The organism is Paracidovorax cattleyae, from assembly GCF_900104515.1.
Classification (GTDB): Bacteria; Pseudomonadota; Gammaproteobacteria; order Burkholderiales; family Burkholderiaceae_C; genus Paracidovorax; species Paracidovorax cattleyae.
Map to the genome: position 1 here is coordinate 51,716 of NZ_FNJL01000014.1, position 16,612 is coordinate 68,327.

At 68.7% G+C, this 16,612-nt stretch carries 11 protein-coding genes and 1 pseudogene; 7 read left to right on the top strand and 5 right to left on the bottom strand.

The annotated features are described in order from the left end of the window. Nucleotides 1-52: 52 nt before the first annotated feature. The 3 genes from rsmD to BLR05_RS13185 are packed head-to-tail and all read right to left on the bottom strand — an operon-like array spanning nucleotide 53 to nucleotide 3,518. Nucleotides 53-682: a 16S rRNA (guanine(966)-N(2))-methyltransferase RsmD gene (gene rsmD, locus BLR05_RS13175; protein ID WP_092834914.1), complete on the bottom strand. Its 630-nt coding sequence runs from the start codon at nucleotides 680-682 to the stop codon at nucleotides 53-55. Then, a complete protein-coding gene (locus BLR05_RS13180) occupies nucleotides 679-2,037 on the bottom strand; it encodes a M16 family metallopeptidase (protein ID WP_092834915.1) in 1,359 nt (452 codons plus the stop codon). Before BLR05_RS13180 ends, rsmD begins: the two co-directional genes overlap by 4 nt. Nucleotides 2,038-2,063: 26 nt before the next feature. After that, the gene (locus BLR05_RS13185) at nucleotides 2,064-3,518 is read right to left on the bottom strand and encodes a M16 family metallopeptidase (RefSeq protein WP_092834916.1); all 1,455 of its coding nucleotides are present in this window, start codon (nucleotides 3,516-3,518) and stop codon (nucleotides 2,064-2,066) included. Nucleotides 3,519-3,547: 29 nt separating this feature from the next. Here BLR05_RS13185 and ftsY point away from each other — a divergent pair, with 29 nt between their 5' ends. After that, on the top strand, nucleotides 3,548-4,831 hold the full coding sequence (gene ftsY / locus BLR05_RS13190; RefSeq protein WP_092834917.1) for a signal recognition particle-docking protein FtsY: 1,284 nt from the start codon (nucleotides 3,548-3,550) through the stop codon (nucleotides 4,829-4,831). Nucleotides 4,832-4,864: 33 nt separating this feature from the next. On the opposite strand, the gene BLR05_RS13195 is transcribed toward ftsY, so the two are convergent. Next, nucleotides 4,865-5,716 carry a fumarylacetoacetate hydrolase family protein gene (locus BLR05_RS13195; protein ID WP_092834918.1) on the bottom strand — a complete coding sequence of 284 codons (852 nt, stop codon included), beginning with the start codon at nucleotides 5,714-5,716 and terminating at the stop codon, nucleotides 4,865-4,867. Nucleotides 5,717-6,030: 314 nt separating this feature from the next. On the opposite strand from BLR05_RS13195, the gene BLR05_RS13200 reads away from it, so the two are divergent. The 5 genes and pseudogenes from BLR05_RS13200 to BLR05_RS13220 form a co-directional block, all read left to right on the top strand. Beyond that, nucleotides 6,031-9,285, top strand: coding sequence for a 3-keto-5-aminohexanoate cleavage protein (locus tag BLR05_RS13200; protein ID WP_225978968.1), 3,255 nt, complete (start codon nucleotides 6,031-6,033; stop codon nucleotides 9,283-9,285). Further along, nucleotides 9,285-10,718 carry an FAD/NAD(P)-binding protein gene (locus tag BLR05_RS13205; RefSeq protein WP_092834919.1) on the top strand — a complete coding sequence of 478 codons (1,434 nt, stop codon included), beginning with the start codon at nucleotides 9,285-9,287 and terminating at the stop codon, nucleotides 10,716-10,718. The genes BLR05_RS13200 and BLR05_RS13205 overlap by 1 nt, the downstream gene beginning before the upstream one ends. Nucleotides 10,719-10,727: 9 nt before the next feature. Further along, nucleotides 10,728-11,465, top strand: coding sequence for a sulfite exporter TauE/SafE family protein (locus BLR05_RS13210; RefSeq protein WP_092834920.1), 738 nt, complete (start codon nucleotides 10,728-10,730; stop codon nucleotides 11,463-11,465). 137 nt (nucleotides 11,466-11,602) lie between these two features. Beyond that, nucleotides 11,603-12,100 (top strand): hemerythrin domain-containing protein, encoded by a 498-nt coding sequence (locus BLR05_RS13215; RefSeq protein ID WP_092834921.1) that lies wholly within the window; start codon nucleotides 11,603-11,605, stop codon nucleotides 12,098-12,100. Nucleotides 12,101-12,333: 233 nt separating this feature from the next. After that, nucleotides 12,334-13,057: pseudogene (locus tag BLR05_RS13220) on the top strand (methyl-accepting chemotaxis protein); the annotation flags it as partial. Nucleotides 13,058-13,184: 127 nt separating this feature from the next. Here the strand turns inward: BLR05_RS13220 and BLR05_RS13225 are convergent. Further along, nucleotides 13,185-14,768 carry an MATE family efflux transporter gene (locus tag BLR05_RS13225; protein WP_092834922.1) on the bottom strand — a complete coding sequence of 528 codons (1,584 nt, stop codon included), beginning with the start codon at nucleotides 14,766-14,768 and terminating at the stop codon, nucleotides 13,185-13,187. A gap of 811 nt (nucleotides 14,769-15,579) precedes the next feature. Here BLR05_RS13225 and rpoH point away from each other — a divergent pair. Continuing rightward, nucleotides 15,580-16,521, top strand: a complete 942-nt coding sequence (gene rpoH / locus BLR05_RS13230; RefSeq protein ID WP_092834923.1) for an RNA polymerase sigma factor RpoH — start codon at nucleotides 15,580-15,582, stop codon at nucleotides 16,519-16,521. Nucleotides 16,522-16,612: the final 91 nt, after the last annotated feature.

The window sequence follows — 16,612 nt, forward strand, 5'->3', positions numbered from 1 at the left end:
AAGGCAGTCGGTTGGAGCGGATTATTGCGGCGCTCTTGCGCCCGAGGCCCGGCTAGCCCTTGCGGATCAGGTGGGCATGCACCGCGCCCGCCCGCACATGGCGATGGATGGAAAGCCCCAGGGATGCCAGTGCCGCATCGTCCCAGGGCTGCGGCGCCTCGAGGTAGATGAATCCATCTTCCGCAAGCACCGGAACCGCAGCGGCGAGGGCCGCATCGAACAGCCCGCCGTCGAAAGGCGGATCGAGCAGTACCAGATGCGCGGAGCCCGGCGCACGCTGGCGCAGGACGGCCACGCCGTCGCCCCTCTGCACGCGCGCCGTGGTGGCGCCCAGTTTTTCACAGGAACGCCGCAGCTGATCGGCCAGGCCTGCATCGCTTTCCACCAGCAGCACCTCCACCGCTCCGCGGGATGCAGCCTCCAGGCCGAGCGCGCCCGTGCCGGCGAAGGCATCGATGCAGCGCCATCCCGACAGGTCCTGCCCCAGCCAGTTGAAGAGGGTTTCCCGGACCCGGTCCGGCGTGGGCCGCAACCCTGGGCGCGACGGCACCGGCAGCCGGGTGCGTTTCCAGAGCCCTCCGATGATGCGCACCTCTCCCGCACCGGCATGCCCGCCCTGCCGGGCGCTGGAGGCCGCCGCGGGCCGCTGGGACGCCGCGGGCTTGCGCGGCGCCGGGCTCATGGCGCGCTCCCGCCGACCACCACGGTCACCATCCGCGCGGGCTGCAGCTTGCGCGCCATCGCCGCTCGGATGTCCTCCGCGGTCAGCGCCTCCACCCGGTCGGTCCAGTGCTCGAGATAGTCGAGCGGCAGGTCGTTCCAGGCAATGTTCACGACGTTGCCCAGCAGCTTGCGGTTGCTGTCGATGCGCAGCGCGAAGCCGCCGATCAGGTTGTCCTTGGCGGCGCGCAATTCCGCGGCCGTGGGACCTTGGGCGACGAAGCGGGCGAGCACGTCGCGCGAGACCTCCACGGCCTGCTCCGCCTGGTCCGGGCGCGTCTGCAGCGCGACGACGAAGGGACCGGCATCCAGTCCCGGGGAGAACTGGCTGTACACGCTGTAGCTCAGGCCGCGCTTTTCGCGCACCTCCTCGGTCAGACGCGACGTGAACCCGCCGCCGCCCAGGATGTGGTTGCCCACGAGCAGCGCCAGGAAATCGGGATCCTTGCGCGGGAAGCTGGGCTGGCCGATCAGCACGTGCGCCTGGGCCGAGGCGAAGGGAATGCGCTGCTCCTGCGCCCGGGCCAGCGGTTGCACGGGCGGCACCGGGGACAGCGCGGAGCAACCCGAGGCATCCGTGGCCGGCAGGCGCGAAAGCAGCGTCCGGGCCAGGACCCGGGCCTGTTCCCGGCTGACGGCGCCCACGATGCTCACGCGCGCGCGGCAGGCCTGCAGATAGCGGTCGTGGAAGCCCTGCAGGTCCGCGACCTCGATGCGCGCCAGCGTCTCGGGGGTGGCACGCTGGCCATAGGGGTGGACGCCATAGACGGCCTGCGAGAAAGCCCTGGCAGCCACCGTGCCGGGCCGTGTTTCGGCCTCCTTCAGGGAGGCGCTCCAGCGCGCGCGCTCGCGCTGCCAGATGTCCTGCGCAAAGGCGGGCTGGGCGATCTGCCGCGCGGCCAGCCGGGCGGCGCGGTCCAGCAGGTCCGCATCGGTGAGCGAACGCAGCCCGTAGCTGAAGCCGTCGCGCTCCGCGGACGCCTGCAGGCTCGCGCCCAGATCGGCCCAGGCCTCGCCCAGGGCGTTCTCGTCCATCGCGGGCTCGGCCCCTTCGGCACGCACGCCCTTGGACGACATGGCGGCCACGGCGGCCGCAAGGCCGGCCTGCGGCGCCGGATCGCGCCGGGCCCCGGCATCGAAATCGACCTGCACGTCCACCATCGGAATGCCGGGGCTTTCGACGAGCCAGACACGCGCGCCGCTGGGTTCGGTCCAGTGCTGGATGGGCAGCAGCGCCCAGGCGGACTGTACGGCCAGCAGGCCCGCCGCCGCGAATGCCGCGCGCAGGGCGGCCTTTTTGATTGCAAGGTGCATCATGGGAAATTCCTTCGGCCGGCGGCCCGTCAGTGCATGCGTCCGTCGGCGTTCGCGGGCGCGGCGGGGCGGCGGGAACCGGGGGCGACCGGCTGTGGCACCAGGGTGGCCACGGTCAACTGGTCATCGCCGAAATAGCGGGCTGCCACGGCCTGCACCTGGGCCGGCGTCACTTCGCGCAGCAGCGCCAGCAGGCGCGAGTCGGCATCGGGCGGAAGACCCTGGACCCAGTTGCTTCCCAGGTCGCTCGCCTGTGCCTGCAGCGAATCGCGCGCATAGATGGTGGATGCCGCCCACTGCGTCTTCACGCGCGAAAGCTCGGCATCGCCCACCCCTTCCCGGGCCACGCGGGCCACCTCGGCGCGCAGCGCGGTATCGACCTGCTGCGCCGTCTGGCCGCCCGCGGGAACACCGCTCAGCAGGAACAGGCCCGGCCCCCGGCCCATGACCGAGGCGCCGCTGTCCGCTCCGTCGGCCACGCGGTCGGCGCCCTGCGTGAGAGATCGCTCCAGCCGCGCGCCGTCGTAGCCGCTCAGCACGCCCGAGAGCATCATCAGCGCCAGCGCATCGCGGTCGGAATCGGTGAGCTGTTCCAACCGCTGCAGCGCCGGCACCCGGAACGCCAGCGCGACGAAGGCCTGCTCCGCAGGTGCCTTGAAATCGATGCGTCGCAGGCCGCGCTGGGCCGGTTCGGTGCGCGGCTTGCGCACCGGCACCACCGCCGCGGGAATGCGGCCGTAGGTGGCCTCGGCGAGCTTGCGAACGGCTTCCGGATCCACGTCGCCGGCCACCACGATGGCGGCATTCGCGGGCACGTACCACTGGCGGTGGAACGCGCGGACATCGTCCGGCGTCATCGCATCCAGGTCGCTCATCCAGCCGACCACCGGCCGCCGGTAGGGAGATGCCGTGAACACGGCGGCGTTGAGCTGCTCCATCAGGGCCGCGCGCGGCTGGTCGTCCGTGCGCATGCGCCGCTCCTCCTTGATGACCTCGATCTCCTTCTTGAACTCCGCGTCCGGCCACTGGTTGTGCGCGAACCGGTCGGACTCCAGCCGCATGACCTCCGCGAGGCGCTTCGCGGGAATCTGCTGGTAGTAGCCCGTGTAGTCGCGGTTGGTGAACGCGTTTTCCTGCCCGCCCAGCGCGGCCACGCGGCGCGAGAACTGGCCTGGCGGCACCGTCTTCGTGCCCTTGAACATCATGTGCTCCAGGGCATGGGCCACGCCCGAGGTGCCGTCCACTTCATCCATCGATCCGACCCGCACCCACACCATGTGCACCGCGGTCGGCGCACGCCGGTCGGTCTGCACGAACAGCTGCATGCCGTTGCGCAGCGTGTACTCGCGCACGCCGGGCGCCTGCGTTCCGGGCTGGGCGCCTTGCGCCGACGAAGGCGAGGGATAGGAGGTGGTGGTGGCGGGGGTCTGTGCCCCGGCGTGCACGCAGGCCAGCAGGCCCAGGAGGGTGAGTGCGTGTTTCATAGAATGGGTGCGATTCTAAGAACCTGCCAATGTTCAGTTTTTTCAAGAAAAAGCCCGCCCCGCCTCCCGCTGAGGAGACCCCTTCCCCGGTACCGTCCGGCGGCGTTCCGGCCGTGCCCGATGCGATGCCGGCCGCCCCGCCCTTCGCGGCGGAAGCCGAGCCCGCGGCAGCCGAAGCGCAGGGCGCCTTCGGCTGGCTGCGCAACCCCTTCGCCAAGTCCCCCGCTCCGCAGGATCCCGCCGCGCCGGTTCCGCCGCAGCCGGGCCCTGCGGCCGCTCCCGTGCCGGCTTCGCCAGCGCCCACGCCGATGCCCGCGCCGCTCCCCGCCGCCCAGGCCCCAGCCCCTCTTTCCCCAGCCATGCCCCCGGCTGCGACGGCAGCCGGACCCGTGCCCGCTCCGGAATCCGGGCAGGAGCGCAAGGGCTGGCTGGACCGGCTCAAGAACGGACTGCGCAAGACGGGCACCAGCATCGCCACGGTCTTCACCGGCACGCAGATCAGCGATGCGCTCTACGACGAGCTCGAAGAGGCACTGCTGATGGCCGACACGGGCGTCAAGGCCACCGAGCACCTGCTGCAGGACCTCCGGCGGCGTGTGAAGGAAGCCCGGGCCACCGATCCCGCGGCGGTCAAGGAACTGCTCGCCGATGCCCTGGCCGACCTGCTGCGCCCGCTCGAGAAATCCCTCGAGATCGGGCGCCACACGCCCACCGTGATCATGGTGGCGGGCGTCAACGGAGCCGGAAAGACCACCTCCATCGGCAAGCTCACCAGGCACCTCGCCACCGAAGGCGCCGCGGTCCTGCTGGCAGCGGCCGACACCTTCCGGGCCGCCGCTCGCGAGCAGCTCGGCGTGTGGGCCGACCGCAATACCGTGGAGATCGTGAGCCAGGAAGGCGGCGATCCGGCCGCGGTGAGCTTCGATGCCGTGAGCGCCGGCAAGGCACGAGGCAAGGACGTGGTACTGGTGGACACGGCGGGCCGGCTGCCGACGCAACTCCACCTCATGCAGGAGCTGCAGAAGATCAAGCGCGTCATCACCAAGGCCGACGGCACGGCGCCGCACGAAGTGCTGCTGGTGATCGACGGCAACACGGGCCAGAACGCCCTCGCGCAGGTGCGGGCCTTCGACGACGCGCTCCAGCTCACGGGGCTCATCGTCACCAAGCTGGACGGCACGGCCAAGGGTGGCGTGCTGGCGGCCATCGCGCAGGAGCGCCCCATACCGGTGTATTTCATCGGCGTCGGCGAGAAGCTGGAAGACCTGGAAACCTTCAGCGCCCGCGAGTTCGCGCAGGCCCTGCTCGCCTGAAGCGCCGGCCCCGGAACCCGGGCGCGGAGCGGCTCAGCGCGACCAGGCGCGCGTGGCCTGCCGCTGCTCGCCCAGGCCTTCGACGCCCAGCCGCATGGTGTCGCCCGGCTTCAGGTACACCGGCGGCTTCTGGCCGAGGCCGACGCCGGGCGGCGTGCCCGTGCTGATGATGTCGCCTGGCATGAGCGACATGAATTCGCTGATGTAGCTCACCAGCTTCGCCACCGGGAAGATCATCGTGCGCGTGCTGCCGTCCTGGTAGCGCCGGCCGTTGACTTCCAGCCACAAGCCGAGGTTCTGCGGGTCGGGCACCTCGTCCTTCGACACCAGCCAGGGACCGATGGGCGCGAAGGTGTCACAGCCCTTGCCTTTGTCCCACTGGCCTCCGCGCTCCATCTGGTATTCCCGCTCGGACACGTCGTTGACCACCGTGTAGCCCGCCACATGGTCCATCGCATCGACCTCGGCGACATACGAGGCCCTGCGACCGATCACTACGCCCAGCTCGACCTCCCAGTCGGTCTTGGTGGAGCCGCGGGGAATCACCACGGTATCGTCCGGCCCGACGATGCACGAGCTCGGCTTCAGGAAGAGGATGGGCTCGGCCGGGATCGGCGCCCCCGTTTCCGCCGCATGGTCCGCGTAGTTGAGTCCCACGCAGACGATCTTGCCCACGCGGGCAACCGGAGGGCCGTAACGCACTGCGCCGCCCACCAGGGGCAGGCTGCCAGGGTCGAGGGCGGACAGCGAAGCCCAGGCCCCGGGCGACGCCAGCAGGTCTGCGTCCACATCGGACACGTGGCCCGACAGGCCGCGCACCCGGCCTTCGGCATCGACGATTCCGGGCTTCTCCTGGCCAGGCTGGCCGTAACGTACCAATTTCATGAAAGTCTCCAGAAAGGGCGGACAGGATTCGCCGGACATTCTCGGCGAACCTTCGTCAGTGGGCCCCGCCGCCGTCGATCATGTGGATGGCCGGTGGCGGTGAAGACGGACGCCTCCATCGGCCATCTCACCCGGTCCATTACCGAAACCATCTTTTGTTAATACAAAAGTTTCATAAAAATAAACGAATAACTCATAAAAAATAAATTTATTTAACCCATAAACCAGACTCTCCCACGCCGCCCTTCAGAGAGCGTTTTATCCAGCCGGGACACTCAATAATCCGGCCTTGAAACCAACAAGGAGGAGAACCCGTGCAGGAGATATTCATTACCGCGGCGCCGGTGGGCGCAGTGCCGCGCAACATCGAGCCGCTGGGCCCGAAATACCTTTCCGCGGCGCTGTCACGGCACATTGCCGGGTTGGATGCGGCACTCGAGAAAGGCCATGGCTGGGAGCCCGTGGCCGAGGGTGGGTTGCTGGCCAGCGAATCGACCCGGATTCCCGCCGGGGCGGATTTCATCTGCTCCCTGGCGCCCACCGCGGACGTGCTGGATCGCTGGCTCCGGGAGACGGGTCTGCACGCACAGGACGGCGTCTTCCAATACCACCAGCCGGACGCCCCGGTGGCGCGGCACCTGGATGCCGCCTGTTTTGCCAGGATCGCCTCCCGGCAAACTGCGGCGGAACTGGTGGTGCACCTGACAGGCCAGGGCTGGACCGGCGATGGCGCCGGGGGCCTCGCATGGCGGCATGCCGGAGCGGTGGAGTCGTACATACCGCCGGAGCTCGTGGAGCGGCTCCATGCCTGCGGCCCCGGAGTGGTGGAAGGGCTTGCCGCCGCCGGCTGGTGCAGGGCCGGCTCGGGCCATGCGCTTTCCGGCAAGGGCGCGTCCTGCTGGCTGCCGATCGCACCCTCCGCCATCGTGGACGAGTGCGTGGCCGCGGTGCGGGAAGGGGCCGCCATCCTCCACCTGCACACCCGCGACCACGTCGGGCAGGCATGGCGCCTGCCCTGGCTGCCCATGTCCCTGGTTACCGGCCCGCAGCCCAACCGGATCGTGCCGGACGACTACGACGCCATCGTGCCGCGCCTGCGGGCCGAAGTGCCGCTGGCCATCCTCAACCTCTCCACCAGCGTGCGGGGCGGCGGCGATGCCGAAGGCGCCGCCCGCCGCGAGCACCTCAAGCCTTATGCGCCGGACGGCACGCCCCCCGAGCTGTCCTCGCTGAGTCCGGGCGAAGTGCTGTTCCAGTCCGGCGGCGGATATCACAATACCCCGGCCTTCCTACAGCAGCAACTCGCGCATGCGCGCAGATACGGCATCCGCCCCGAGATCGAGGTCTTCAACCGCACCATCCTGCAGGAGGCGCTGGGCCCGTTCAGGCCCTGGCTGGAAGAGGCAGGCGCCCCGTGCCTGCTCATGCTGGTGGCAGGCGTGGACCAGCACCGCCGCGCCGGGGATGCCCTGGAGGACGATTCGCTCATCCCGGCTGCGCAGCGGCAGGCGATCTATGCGTCGCTGCAGGCGGGGGATGCCGCCGGCATCGACCGCGCCCTGGACATGGCCGTGGCGGCGCTCGAGCCCTCCGTGGCGGCGATCCGCCAACAGCTCCCCGGTTCACGCATCTCGGTGCTGATGCCGGGGCCGATGCAGCAGTTGCTGCCCCGGCTGGCGGTGCGGCTCCGGCTCGACGGCGTGCGCATCGGGCTGGAGGACGGTCTCACGGTACCGGACCGGAGCGTGCCGGGCGGCATGCGCAAGGGAAGGACCGCGGAGCAGGTCCGCTGGCTGCGCGAGGAACTGCAGGCGCTCGGCTGCCACGTGCTCTCCGCCGAGGCGACCCGCCGCTTGCTGCAGATGCCCGCCGCGGCCCATGCCCTGTTCCTGGCGGCCATGGATGCCACGTCGCACCTCGCCACTCCGCAATGCCCGCCCTCCGCCAGTCCGATGGCCGCCGTGATCGGAGCCCTCTCACACCTGCGTCCGGCCTTCGACCGCCGCGAGCAGTGGCTGCGCGGGCAACTCGTGCGCCACAGCCACAGCCACGGCGACAGCGCCAGGGCGGCCGCCATCGCCCGCGACCTGATCCGCCAGGCCGGCCTGTACGTGCGCTGCTTCATCGAGGAGCGGGACCGCTATCCTGCGCAGGGTGCGAGCGCCTTCCGCCCCATCCACGACATACAGCCCCTCAACCATGCATGGGAACTGCTGCTGGAAAACGGGCAGGATGCCACTTTCTACCAGCAGGCGCTGGAAGGGCTGGCGTCCGGGGCGGGCGTGGCACCGGACGGCTTCCTGACACGGCCGTCCCAACGCAAGGGCCCGGACCTACGCTTCCTCGAATACCTCGCGTCGCTTTCCTGCCGGTTCAGCGCCGACCGCCAGCACGTGGAGAACCTGGACCTGCGCCTGCAGCCCGGCTACGCGGCGTTCCAGGCCACCCTGTTCCAGGCCGTCGAGGAGGCGTACCGGCGCATGCGTGCCGGCAGCGAAGCCGAACCCAAGCATCCAGGCATCCTCGCATTCGACGCCGGCACGGGCGACACCGTGGATCCGGCGGACCTGCGCCAAGCGGTCCGCGACAGCCACTGGATCATGCTGCCCAGCACGCCGACGACCCACTACGCGGAAGGGCTGCAGCTGTCGCGGGGGCTGTCCACGACCTTCCTGTCGCACCTGCGCCGCATGCTCCCGCGCCAGGCCGATGGGCTTCGCATCCTCGGCTTCGTGCATGCGGGGCTGGACGGCGAGGGCCACCCCCTGATCGAGGCCAGCATGCTCCACAACCGCTTCCTGCTGGGAACCGACCGGGAGGGCAGTCTCGTCGGCCACCCATCGCGCCTGCTGTATGAAGCACTGCTGCTGCCCCGGTTGGTGGAGCACCCCGCAAGGCTGCTGCGAAACGCGGACGGCACGGTGGAGCGGGAAGGCGGCATGCCCCTGTATGAAGACCGCAGCCCCGCACGCCGCATCGACTTCCGGTCCATCGAGGACATACCGCCCCTGCGCTTCCTGGCGCACAGCTCGGGTATCGCGACCATGCAGCAGATGGACAACGCCATGCGCCACGACATGGAACGGCTGGGCTATTCACTGCTGGAGCAGACCGAGCTGTTCAACCGCAATGTCGTGGTGTCGTTCGCATCGGCCGCGGACATCGCTTCCGGCACCCCCGGCACGCCCACGGTGGACGTGACGGCCTACAACGACATCCGCAGCATGGCGGGGACGACCACCCCCGACTATGCGATACCGGATGCGCACCGCCGCCGCCAGGCGCTCTCCGCCCGCGATGCGAACCATCGCTATGAAGACACGCAGTGGAAGCTGATCCGTGGCGCTTCCGGCAAGGTCGTGTTGAGGCGCATCGGCGTTTTCCTGCGCGAAGACCCGGCCCGCCAGCACGATAGCCATTCGATTCGCCGCTACCTGGAAGGCGCGCCGGAGGCCGTCAGGCACCTGCTGGAGCAGTTGCACACGATGTCCGGCGCACCACGCTTCGATTTCACGCTACGGCGCCTGGCCTCGGCGGATGCACAGCCGGAACCGGAGCTGCAGCCGTGATGCGCATCGCCATCATCGGCGCCGGCTGCAGCGGCACCCTGGTGTGCCGCAGCCTGGTGCCGGAGGCACGCAAGGGCCGGGTGGCTGCGGTCACCCTCTTCGACGCCTCGGGAGACTTCGGCCCCGGCCTGCCTTACGGCAGCGGCACCACGGCCGACAGCTTCCTGCTCAACATGACGGCATCGACCCTCGGCATCGGCGAGCCACCGGACGATTTCCTCGACTGGCTCACCAGCCAGGGTCAGACCGGCGGCTACGTTCCCCGGCGGATGTTCGGCCAGTACCTCCGCACCGCGCTGGCCAACACCGTACGCGACCTGGCCGACGCCGCGGTGGATGTGCGCCGGGTGCACGGCGCAGTGACCGACATCCGGAAAACAGCCGGAGGCTACACCGTGGAGTCGCCGGCAGGCGGCATGGTGTTCGACCGGGTGGTGCTCGCGATCGGGCACCTGCGCAAGATCTCCCCGTTCGGTCTGAACGAACGCTATTTCGCCAACCCCTACCACGCGCTGGCCGGCATCGCCCACGCCATTGCGGAGGACGCATCGGTGGGCATCATCGGCAGCAAGCTCACCGCCATCGACATGGCCCTGTACCTGCGGGACCAAGGCATCCGGAGCATCCACATGCTCTCGCATTCAGGACGCCTCCCGCTCGTGCGCGGCGTGATGCCCGATGGGGGGGATTTCCGGACGGACCTGCCCCTGCAGCCTCGGGCCAGCGTGCGCCGCTTCCTGCGCCACTTTGCCGCATCGCGGCCCTTTGCCGCGGAATACCCGGGCTTCTTCACCCTCAGCGATCCCCGGTTGCGGCTGGACCTGGAGATCGAGGCGGCCCGGCAGGTCCGGCCGTGGCAGCTCTACCTGGATGGCACGAAACATGCCATCGACAGCTACTGGCAAGCCATGGATGCGCAGCAGAAGCGGCTATTCCAGCGCAAGTACCGGGGCCTGTGGATGAGTTGCCGCCATCCCATGCCCCTGGACAATGCGCTCAGGATCCGCCAGATGCTGGACGAAGGCAGCCTTTTCATCCACCGGGGCTACCGGTCCATGACCCGGCAACGCGAAGGCTTCTCCGCGCAGCTTCCCACGACCAGCCTGCCCCTGGACTACGTCATCGACGCGACCGGGGTGTCCGGCAACATCGGCCACATCGACGATCCACTCGTCGCGCGCCTCATCGACAACGGCCTTCTGGCCCAGCACCCTGCCGGCGGCATCCGGATGGAGCCGGACTCCCTGCGGGTCGCGGGCGAACCGGGACTGTTCGCCATCGGCCCCCTGACCCAGGGCACCCGGTTCTACGTCTCCGCCGTCGAGAGGCTCAAGGTGCATGCAAGCGCACTGACCAACGCGATGGTGCAGTCCATGCACGCGGCACCTTCGCAGGGCCGCCATGCTCTCCGCTCCACCCCTTCGTCCTGCTGAATCTCCACCATGGATACCACCACCGCCATCGTTGTTCTCGGCGCCGTCGCCGGCGGATTCGTGCAGGGCCTGTCCGGCTTCGCCTTCGGCCTGACCGCCATGTCCTTCTGGGCCTGGGCGGTCGATCCCCGCCTGGCAGCCTCGCTGGCCGTGTTCGGTGCACTCACGGGGCAGGTCATCGCGGCATTTTCCGTCCGGCGGGGTGCACACCTGTCCTCCCTCTGGCCCTTCGTGGCGGGCGGAATGGCGGGCATTCCCCTCGGCGTCGCCGTGCTGCCCTACCTGGATGTCCGCCTCTTCAAGCTGGTACTGGGCACGCTGCTGGTGCTGTGGTGCCCGGCCATGCTGTGGGCCAGGGACCTTCCGGCCGTCACCTGGGGAGGCCGCCTCGCGGACGGGCTGGTCGGCACGCTCGGCGGCGTGCTGGGCGGCATCGGCGGGTTCACGGGCACGGCGCCCACGCTCTGGTGCACGCTCAAGCGCTGGGACAAGGATCGGCAACGCGCCGTGATCCAGAACTTCAACCTGTCCACCCTGGCCGTCACGATGGGCATCTACGTGTTCAGCGGCGTCGTCACCCGCGACGCCCTGCCGCTCTTCGCGCTCGTGGCCCCGGCCATGCTGGTGCCGACCCTGCTCGGCTCACGGGTCTATACCGGAATCTCGGACGCCACTTTCCGCAAGGTGGTCCTGAGCCTCCTGACCCTGTCCGGCATCGCCCTGGTCGCTTCGGGCCTCCGGGGCTGAGCGTTCGGCCTGCTCGACGGAAGCGCTTCCCATGGTCCGCATCGCTCTGGGAAGACGGAGACACAGGTGCCGCTCCTACGGCCAGGCGGAAGCGCAAAAAGACAATCGGTTTTCCAACACCCGACGAGGAAAACGCCATGCCCACGACGACAAACCAGCGCACCCCCGCCGATGCCTGCAGCCTCCTGGACGCAGACCATCGCAAGGTGAAGAAGATGTTCAAGGAGTATGAAGAACTGGCCGGCTCCAAGTCCAAGACGTCCATCGCCAAGAAGCGCGACCTGGCACAGCAGATCTGCCTGGAGCTGACCGTGCATGCGCAGATCGAGGAGGAAATCTTCTATCCGGCCCTGCGGGAAGCGCTTCGCGAAACCGACCTGCTGGACGAAGCCGAGGTCGAGCACGCCAGCGCCAAGGACCTGATCGCCCAGATCCAGACCGGCGATGCCATGGACGACAAGTTCGATGCCAAGGTGACCGTGCTGGGCGAATACATCGACCACCACGTCAAGGAAGAGCGCAATGAAATCTTCGTCAAGGCCCGCGCGGCCCGCAAGCTCGACCTGGTAGCCATGCGCGACACGCTGCAGGCCCGCAAGGAGGAACTGATGGAGGAGATGCAGGCCATGGCCTGACGCGCCGCCCGCCCTGGAGCGCACCGAATCGCCCGCCACCGGATAACCGGTGGCGGGCGATTCGCTTTTCGGCACCGGGGGGCTGTGCCGATCCCGTCCGGGGAAGATCCGGCCAAAGAAAGGCTCTCTTCCTACAGAAATGCCTGCGGGACCCTATGCGCCGATGCCCCAGGCGATGGCGAGGAGAGCAGGATCTACCAGGAACTGCGCACCCAGGTGGCGGATTACAGCACCTGAGCCACGTGGTGGTGGCCTCCGGACGCGACGAGCTGGCGCAGATGCTGCAGGCCCTGGAGGACACGCGCGAGCACCCTGCGCACGACCGTGGGCAACGTGCACCACAACGCGGAAGCCGTGGCCACGGCCAGCGCGGAAATCTCCCAGGGCAACCAGGATCTGAGCGGCCGCACCGCAAGCCAGGCGAGCGCGCTGGAGCACACCGCCGCCTCCATGGCACAACTGGGATCGACCGTGCCACAGAACGCCGACAGCGCGCGCCAGGCGAACCAACTGGCCAAGAACGCGGCCGCCGTCGCGATGCAGGGCGGGCAGGTGGTCAGCCAGGTAGTGGAGACGATGCGCGGCATCAACGAGTCGTCACGGCAGATCTCCGACATCATCCAGGTAATCGAGAGCATCGCCTTGCAGACCAACATCCTGGTGCTGAACGCCGCCGTGGAAGCCGCGCGTGCCGGCGAGCAGGGGCGCGGATTCGCGGTGGTGGCCAGCGTGGAGCGTGTGACCGCCGGCAACGCTCTGGTGGAGCAGGCATCGGGAGTGGACCAGGTGGGCGAGGCGGTCACGCAGATGGACCAGGCAACGCAGCAGAACGCCGCACTCGTCGAGGCAATGGCTGCGGCGGCCGGCAGCCTGAAGAAGCAGGCCGAGGATCTCGTGCGGGGCGTGGCGACGTTCAACCTGGGCGGCGGCCGCGTCTCCCACACTGCAGTGGGTTCTCCTGCCCGGCAGTTGCCCTCACGGCATGAAACCCCACGCCGGCGCTGTCGATGTGCGCTATGGCCGCGGTATGGGACTCGGTGGGCTGGCCGCTGTGAACACGCGACCCCTGCCGCCATGGAAAGCATCAAGCCGGCGGATGCGTCGCGCCGGACTGCCAGGCCTTGTGGCCGGGTGACTCGTGCGCTGCGCCTGCCTGCGCGCAGACCGGCGCAGGCGGCAGGCCCCCCACCTCGGCCGGGGTCGCCACCACCGGCTCGGCCGGTGCGAGCATGCGTGCCTGGCGCCAGCGGCCCCAGCGGTAGTAGGCCATCGACATCAGCATGGCGCACAGCGCGCTCGCCGGAAAGCTCCACCAGATCGCATCGGTGCCCAGCCAGGACTGCAGGCCGTAGGCGATCGGCAGGCGGATGCCCCAGAGCGCCAGGCACAGGATGATGAGCGGCGGCACCACCGCGCCGGTGGAGCGCACCACACCCGAGAGCACGAAGGTCACGCCGAAGAAGAGGAACGAGCCCACGGCGATGTGGTTCAGGTGGCGCGCCGCCTCCAGAGACGCGCTGCCGGCGGGCAAAAAAAGCGACAGCGTCGCGCGGTCCAGCAGCACCAGCGGCATGATGATCGTGCCGGTCAACAAGAAGTTGAACAGCGTGCCGCTGCGGGCCACGCCGTCCACCCGCTCCCAGCGGCCGGCGCCCACGTTCTGCGCCGCCATGGACGAGCAGGCCGCCCCGATGGCCATGGCCGGCATCTGCACGTAGGTCCAGAGCTGCAGCGCGGCGCCGTAGGCCGACGCGGTGACCACGCCCTGCGCGTTGACCAGACCCATCAGCATCAGCATGGCGGTGGAGATCATCACCATCTGCGCGCCCATCGGCAGGCCCTTGACGACCAGCGCGCGCAGGATGGTGCCGTCGGGCACGAAGAGCCGCCAGTCGGCACCCCCGATCCAGAGCGGGTGCCGGCGCCAGCGCAGCCAGGCCAGCAGCGCGGCGAAGCTGGTCGCGTTGGCCACCAGCGTGGCCATGGCCGAGCCGGCAATGCCCATGCGAGGCACTGGCCCCCAGCCGAAGATGAGCAGCGGGTTCAGCGCCGTGTCCAGCACCACCACCAGCAGCAGGAAGAGGAATGGCGTGCGCGTATCGCCCGCACCGCGCAGCACGGCCGAGATGAAGGCGAACAGGTAGAGCAGCGGGATCGCCAGGAACAGGGTGCGCAGATAGGTTTCGGCCAGCGGCAGGGCAGCGGCGGGTGTCCCCATCCAGCCCAGGATCTCGCGCGAAAGCGGCGGGCCGGCCGCGGCGATCAATGCGGCCGTGCCGCCGAAGAAGGTGGCACTGGTGCCGATCACGCGGCGCGCCTGCTGCGGGTTGCGCGCCCCCATGGCCTGCGCCACCAGGATGGTGGCCGCCATGCCCACGCCGAACACCGCGCCGATCAGCAGGAACAGGATGTTGTTGGCATTGGCGGTGGCAGTGAGCGCGGCCTCTCCCAGGTAACGGCCCACCCACACCGCATTGACCGAGCCGTTGAGCGACTGCAGCACATTGCCTGCCAGGATGGGCAGCGCGAAGACCAGCAGGGTGCGGCCGATGGGGCCTTGCGTCAGGTCGCGGGTCGGGGCGCGGGTGGACGTGGAAGAAGGATTTGCAGGCGGACTGGAAGGCAGGCTCGAAGGAGCGCTGGAGAGGTAGGGCGGCGAGGCGGGCATGCGGTATGGTGCCCACGCATTGCATGCCGGGCTGTCGGCCGACGCCGAAAGTCTGCGGCTGCGAAGGTGGATCCTGCCGCAGCCTGGCGACTCGCCGCCCTGTTCCCGCATTCGCGACGCTGGCCCATGCAGCAGGTGGTAAAAGCGTCGTTCCGCCCGGAGGCTCAGCAGTGCGCCGACGCACAACCTTTCAGGAGTTCGGGGTCTGCATCCAGAGCTCTTTTGCGCTCAAGAATGCAGTGGCGGCATCCCGTCGTGCAACATCGTGACGCCCAGTTCGTACACGCCGTCCCACACGATCTGCACGCCCAGGCACAGCAGGATGAAAGCCGATGCGGCGCGCCAGCAGCGCGCGCGTGGTCGGTGATGCCCCTTCGGTCAGGCCGAGGAAGACGGGCGCCGTGGCGGCCGGGTTCAGGATCGGCAGCAGCGCGGCAGCTTGGCCGTCCAGCGCTTGATCGCTCTTCCATCAACATACTCACGATGTCTTCCTTTCAAACATAACACCTGAGCAGGGTTTCACGCGGTCAATACGAACTCGCCCAGCGGGTGCTGATCTTCCGGCGCTCCGGACGGGGCCGGGGAGTTGGTGAGGTCGAAGCGGTGTCGTACCGCACCAAGGCTCAGCCGCAATAGCATTGCCGAACACGGACAAACTCAGCGAGAAAACTACAAGACTCACCGGAAATCGGCAGAAATCGCACTCCGACTTCGCAGACATCCCCAGTCCTACGCGGGGAAAGGAACTTCGGCCTTAGCACTCCATCCAAGAGACTGCTAAAGTGAAAGCATGGAAGAAAGGATTTCTGGAATGACGACTCAGTCTGGAACCGCCGCCACCGCGCTTGCTCCTGCCAACGCCTGGGCGCTGATCCCCCCGCTGGGCAACCTGGATGCGTACATCTCGGCTGTGAACCGGCTGCCCATGCTGACGGCCGAGGAGGAGCGCACCTATGCCCGCCGGCTGAAGGAGCACAACGACGTGGAAGCCGCGGGCCGGATGGTGATGTCGCACCTGCGGCTGGTCGTCTCTATCGCCCGGCAATACCTGGGCTATGGCCTGCCCCATGGCGACCTGATCCAGGAAGGCAACGTGGGCCTGATGAAGGCCGTGAAGCGCTTCGATCCGGACCAGAACGTGCGCTTGGTGAGCTACGCCATGCACTGGATCAAGGCCGAGATCCACGAGTACATCCTGAAGAACTGGCGCATGGTGAAGGTGGCCACCACCAAGAGCCAGCGCAAGCTGTTCTTCAACCTGCGTTCGATGAAGCAGGGCTTCAAGGCCGACTCCGCCGCCGGCAGCACGGGCACGCACCGCGAGACGCTTTCCGAGCAGGAGATCGATGTCGTGGCCCAGCAGCTCAACGTCAAGCGCGAGGAAGTGATCGAGATGGAAACGCGCCTCTCGGGAGGCGACGTGATGCTGGATCCAGCCCCTTCGGAGGATGGTGAACAGGCCTACGGGCCCATCGCCTACCTGGCCGACGGCACGCATGAGCCGACCGCCATGATCGAATCGCGCCAGCGGGACGTTCTGGCCACTGACGGCATCGCGAATGCCCTGGCCACGCTGGACGACCGCAGCCGCCGCATCGTCGAGGAGCGCTGGCTCAAGGTCAACGACGACGGGTCGGGCGGCATGACGCTGCACGATCTGGCCGCGGTGTATGGCGTGAGCGCCGAGCGCATCCGGCAGATCGAAGTCGCCGCGATGAAGAAGATGAAGAAGGCATTGGCGGAATACGCCTGACACCACCGGGCACCGTTTCGCACCACGGAATCTCCGTGGCAACAGCGATAATCGGGCGCGCCACCTGAACGGGTGGCGCGCCCTTTTTTTC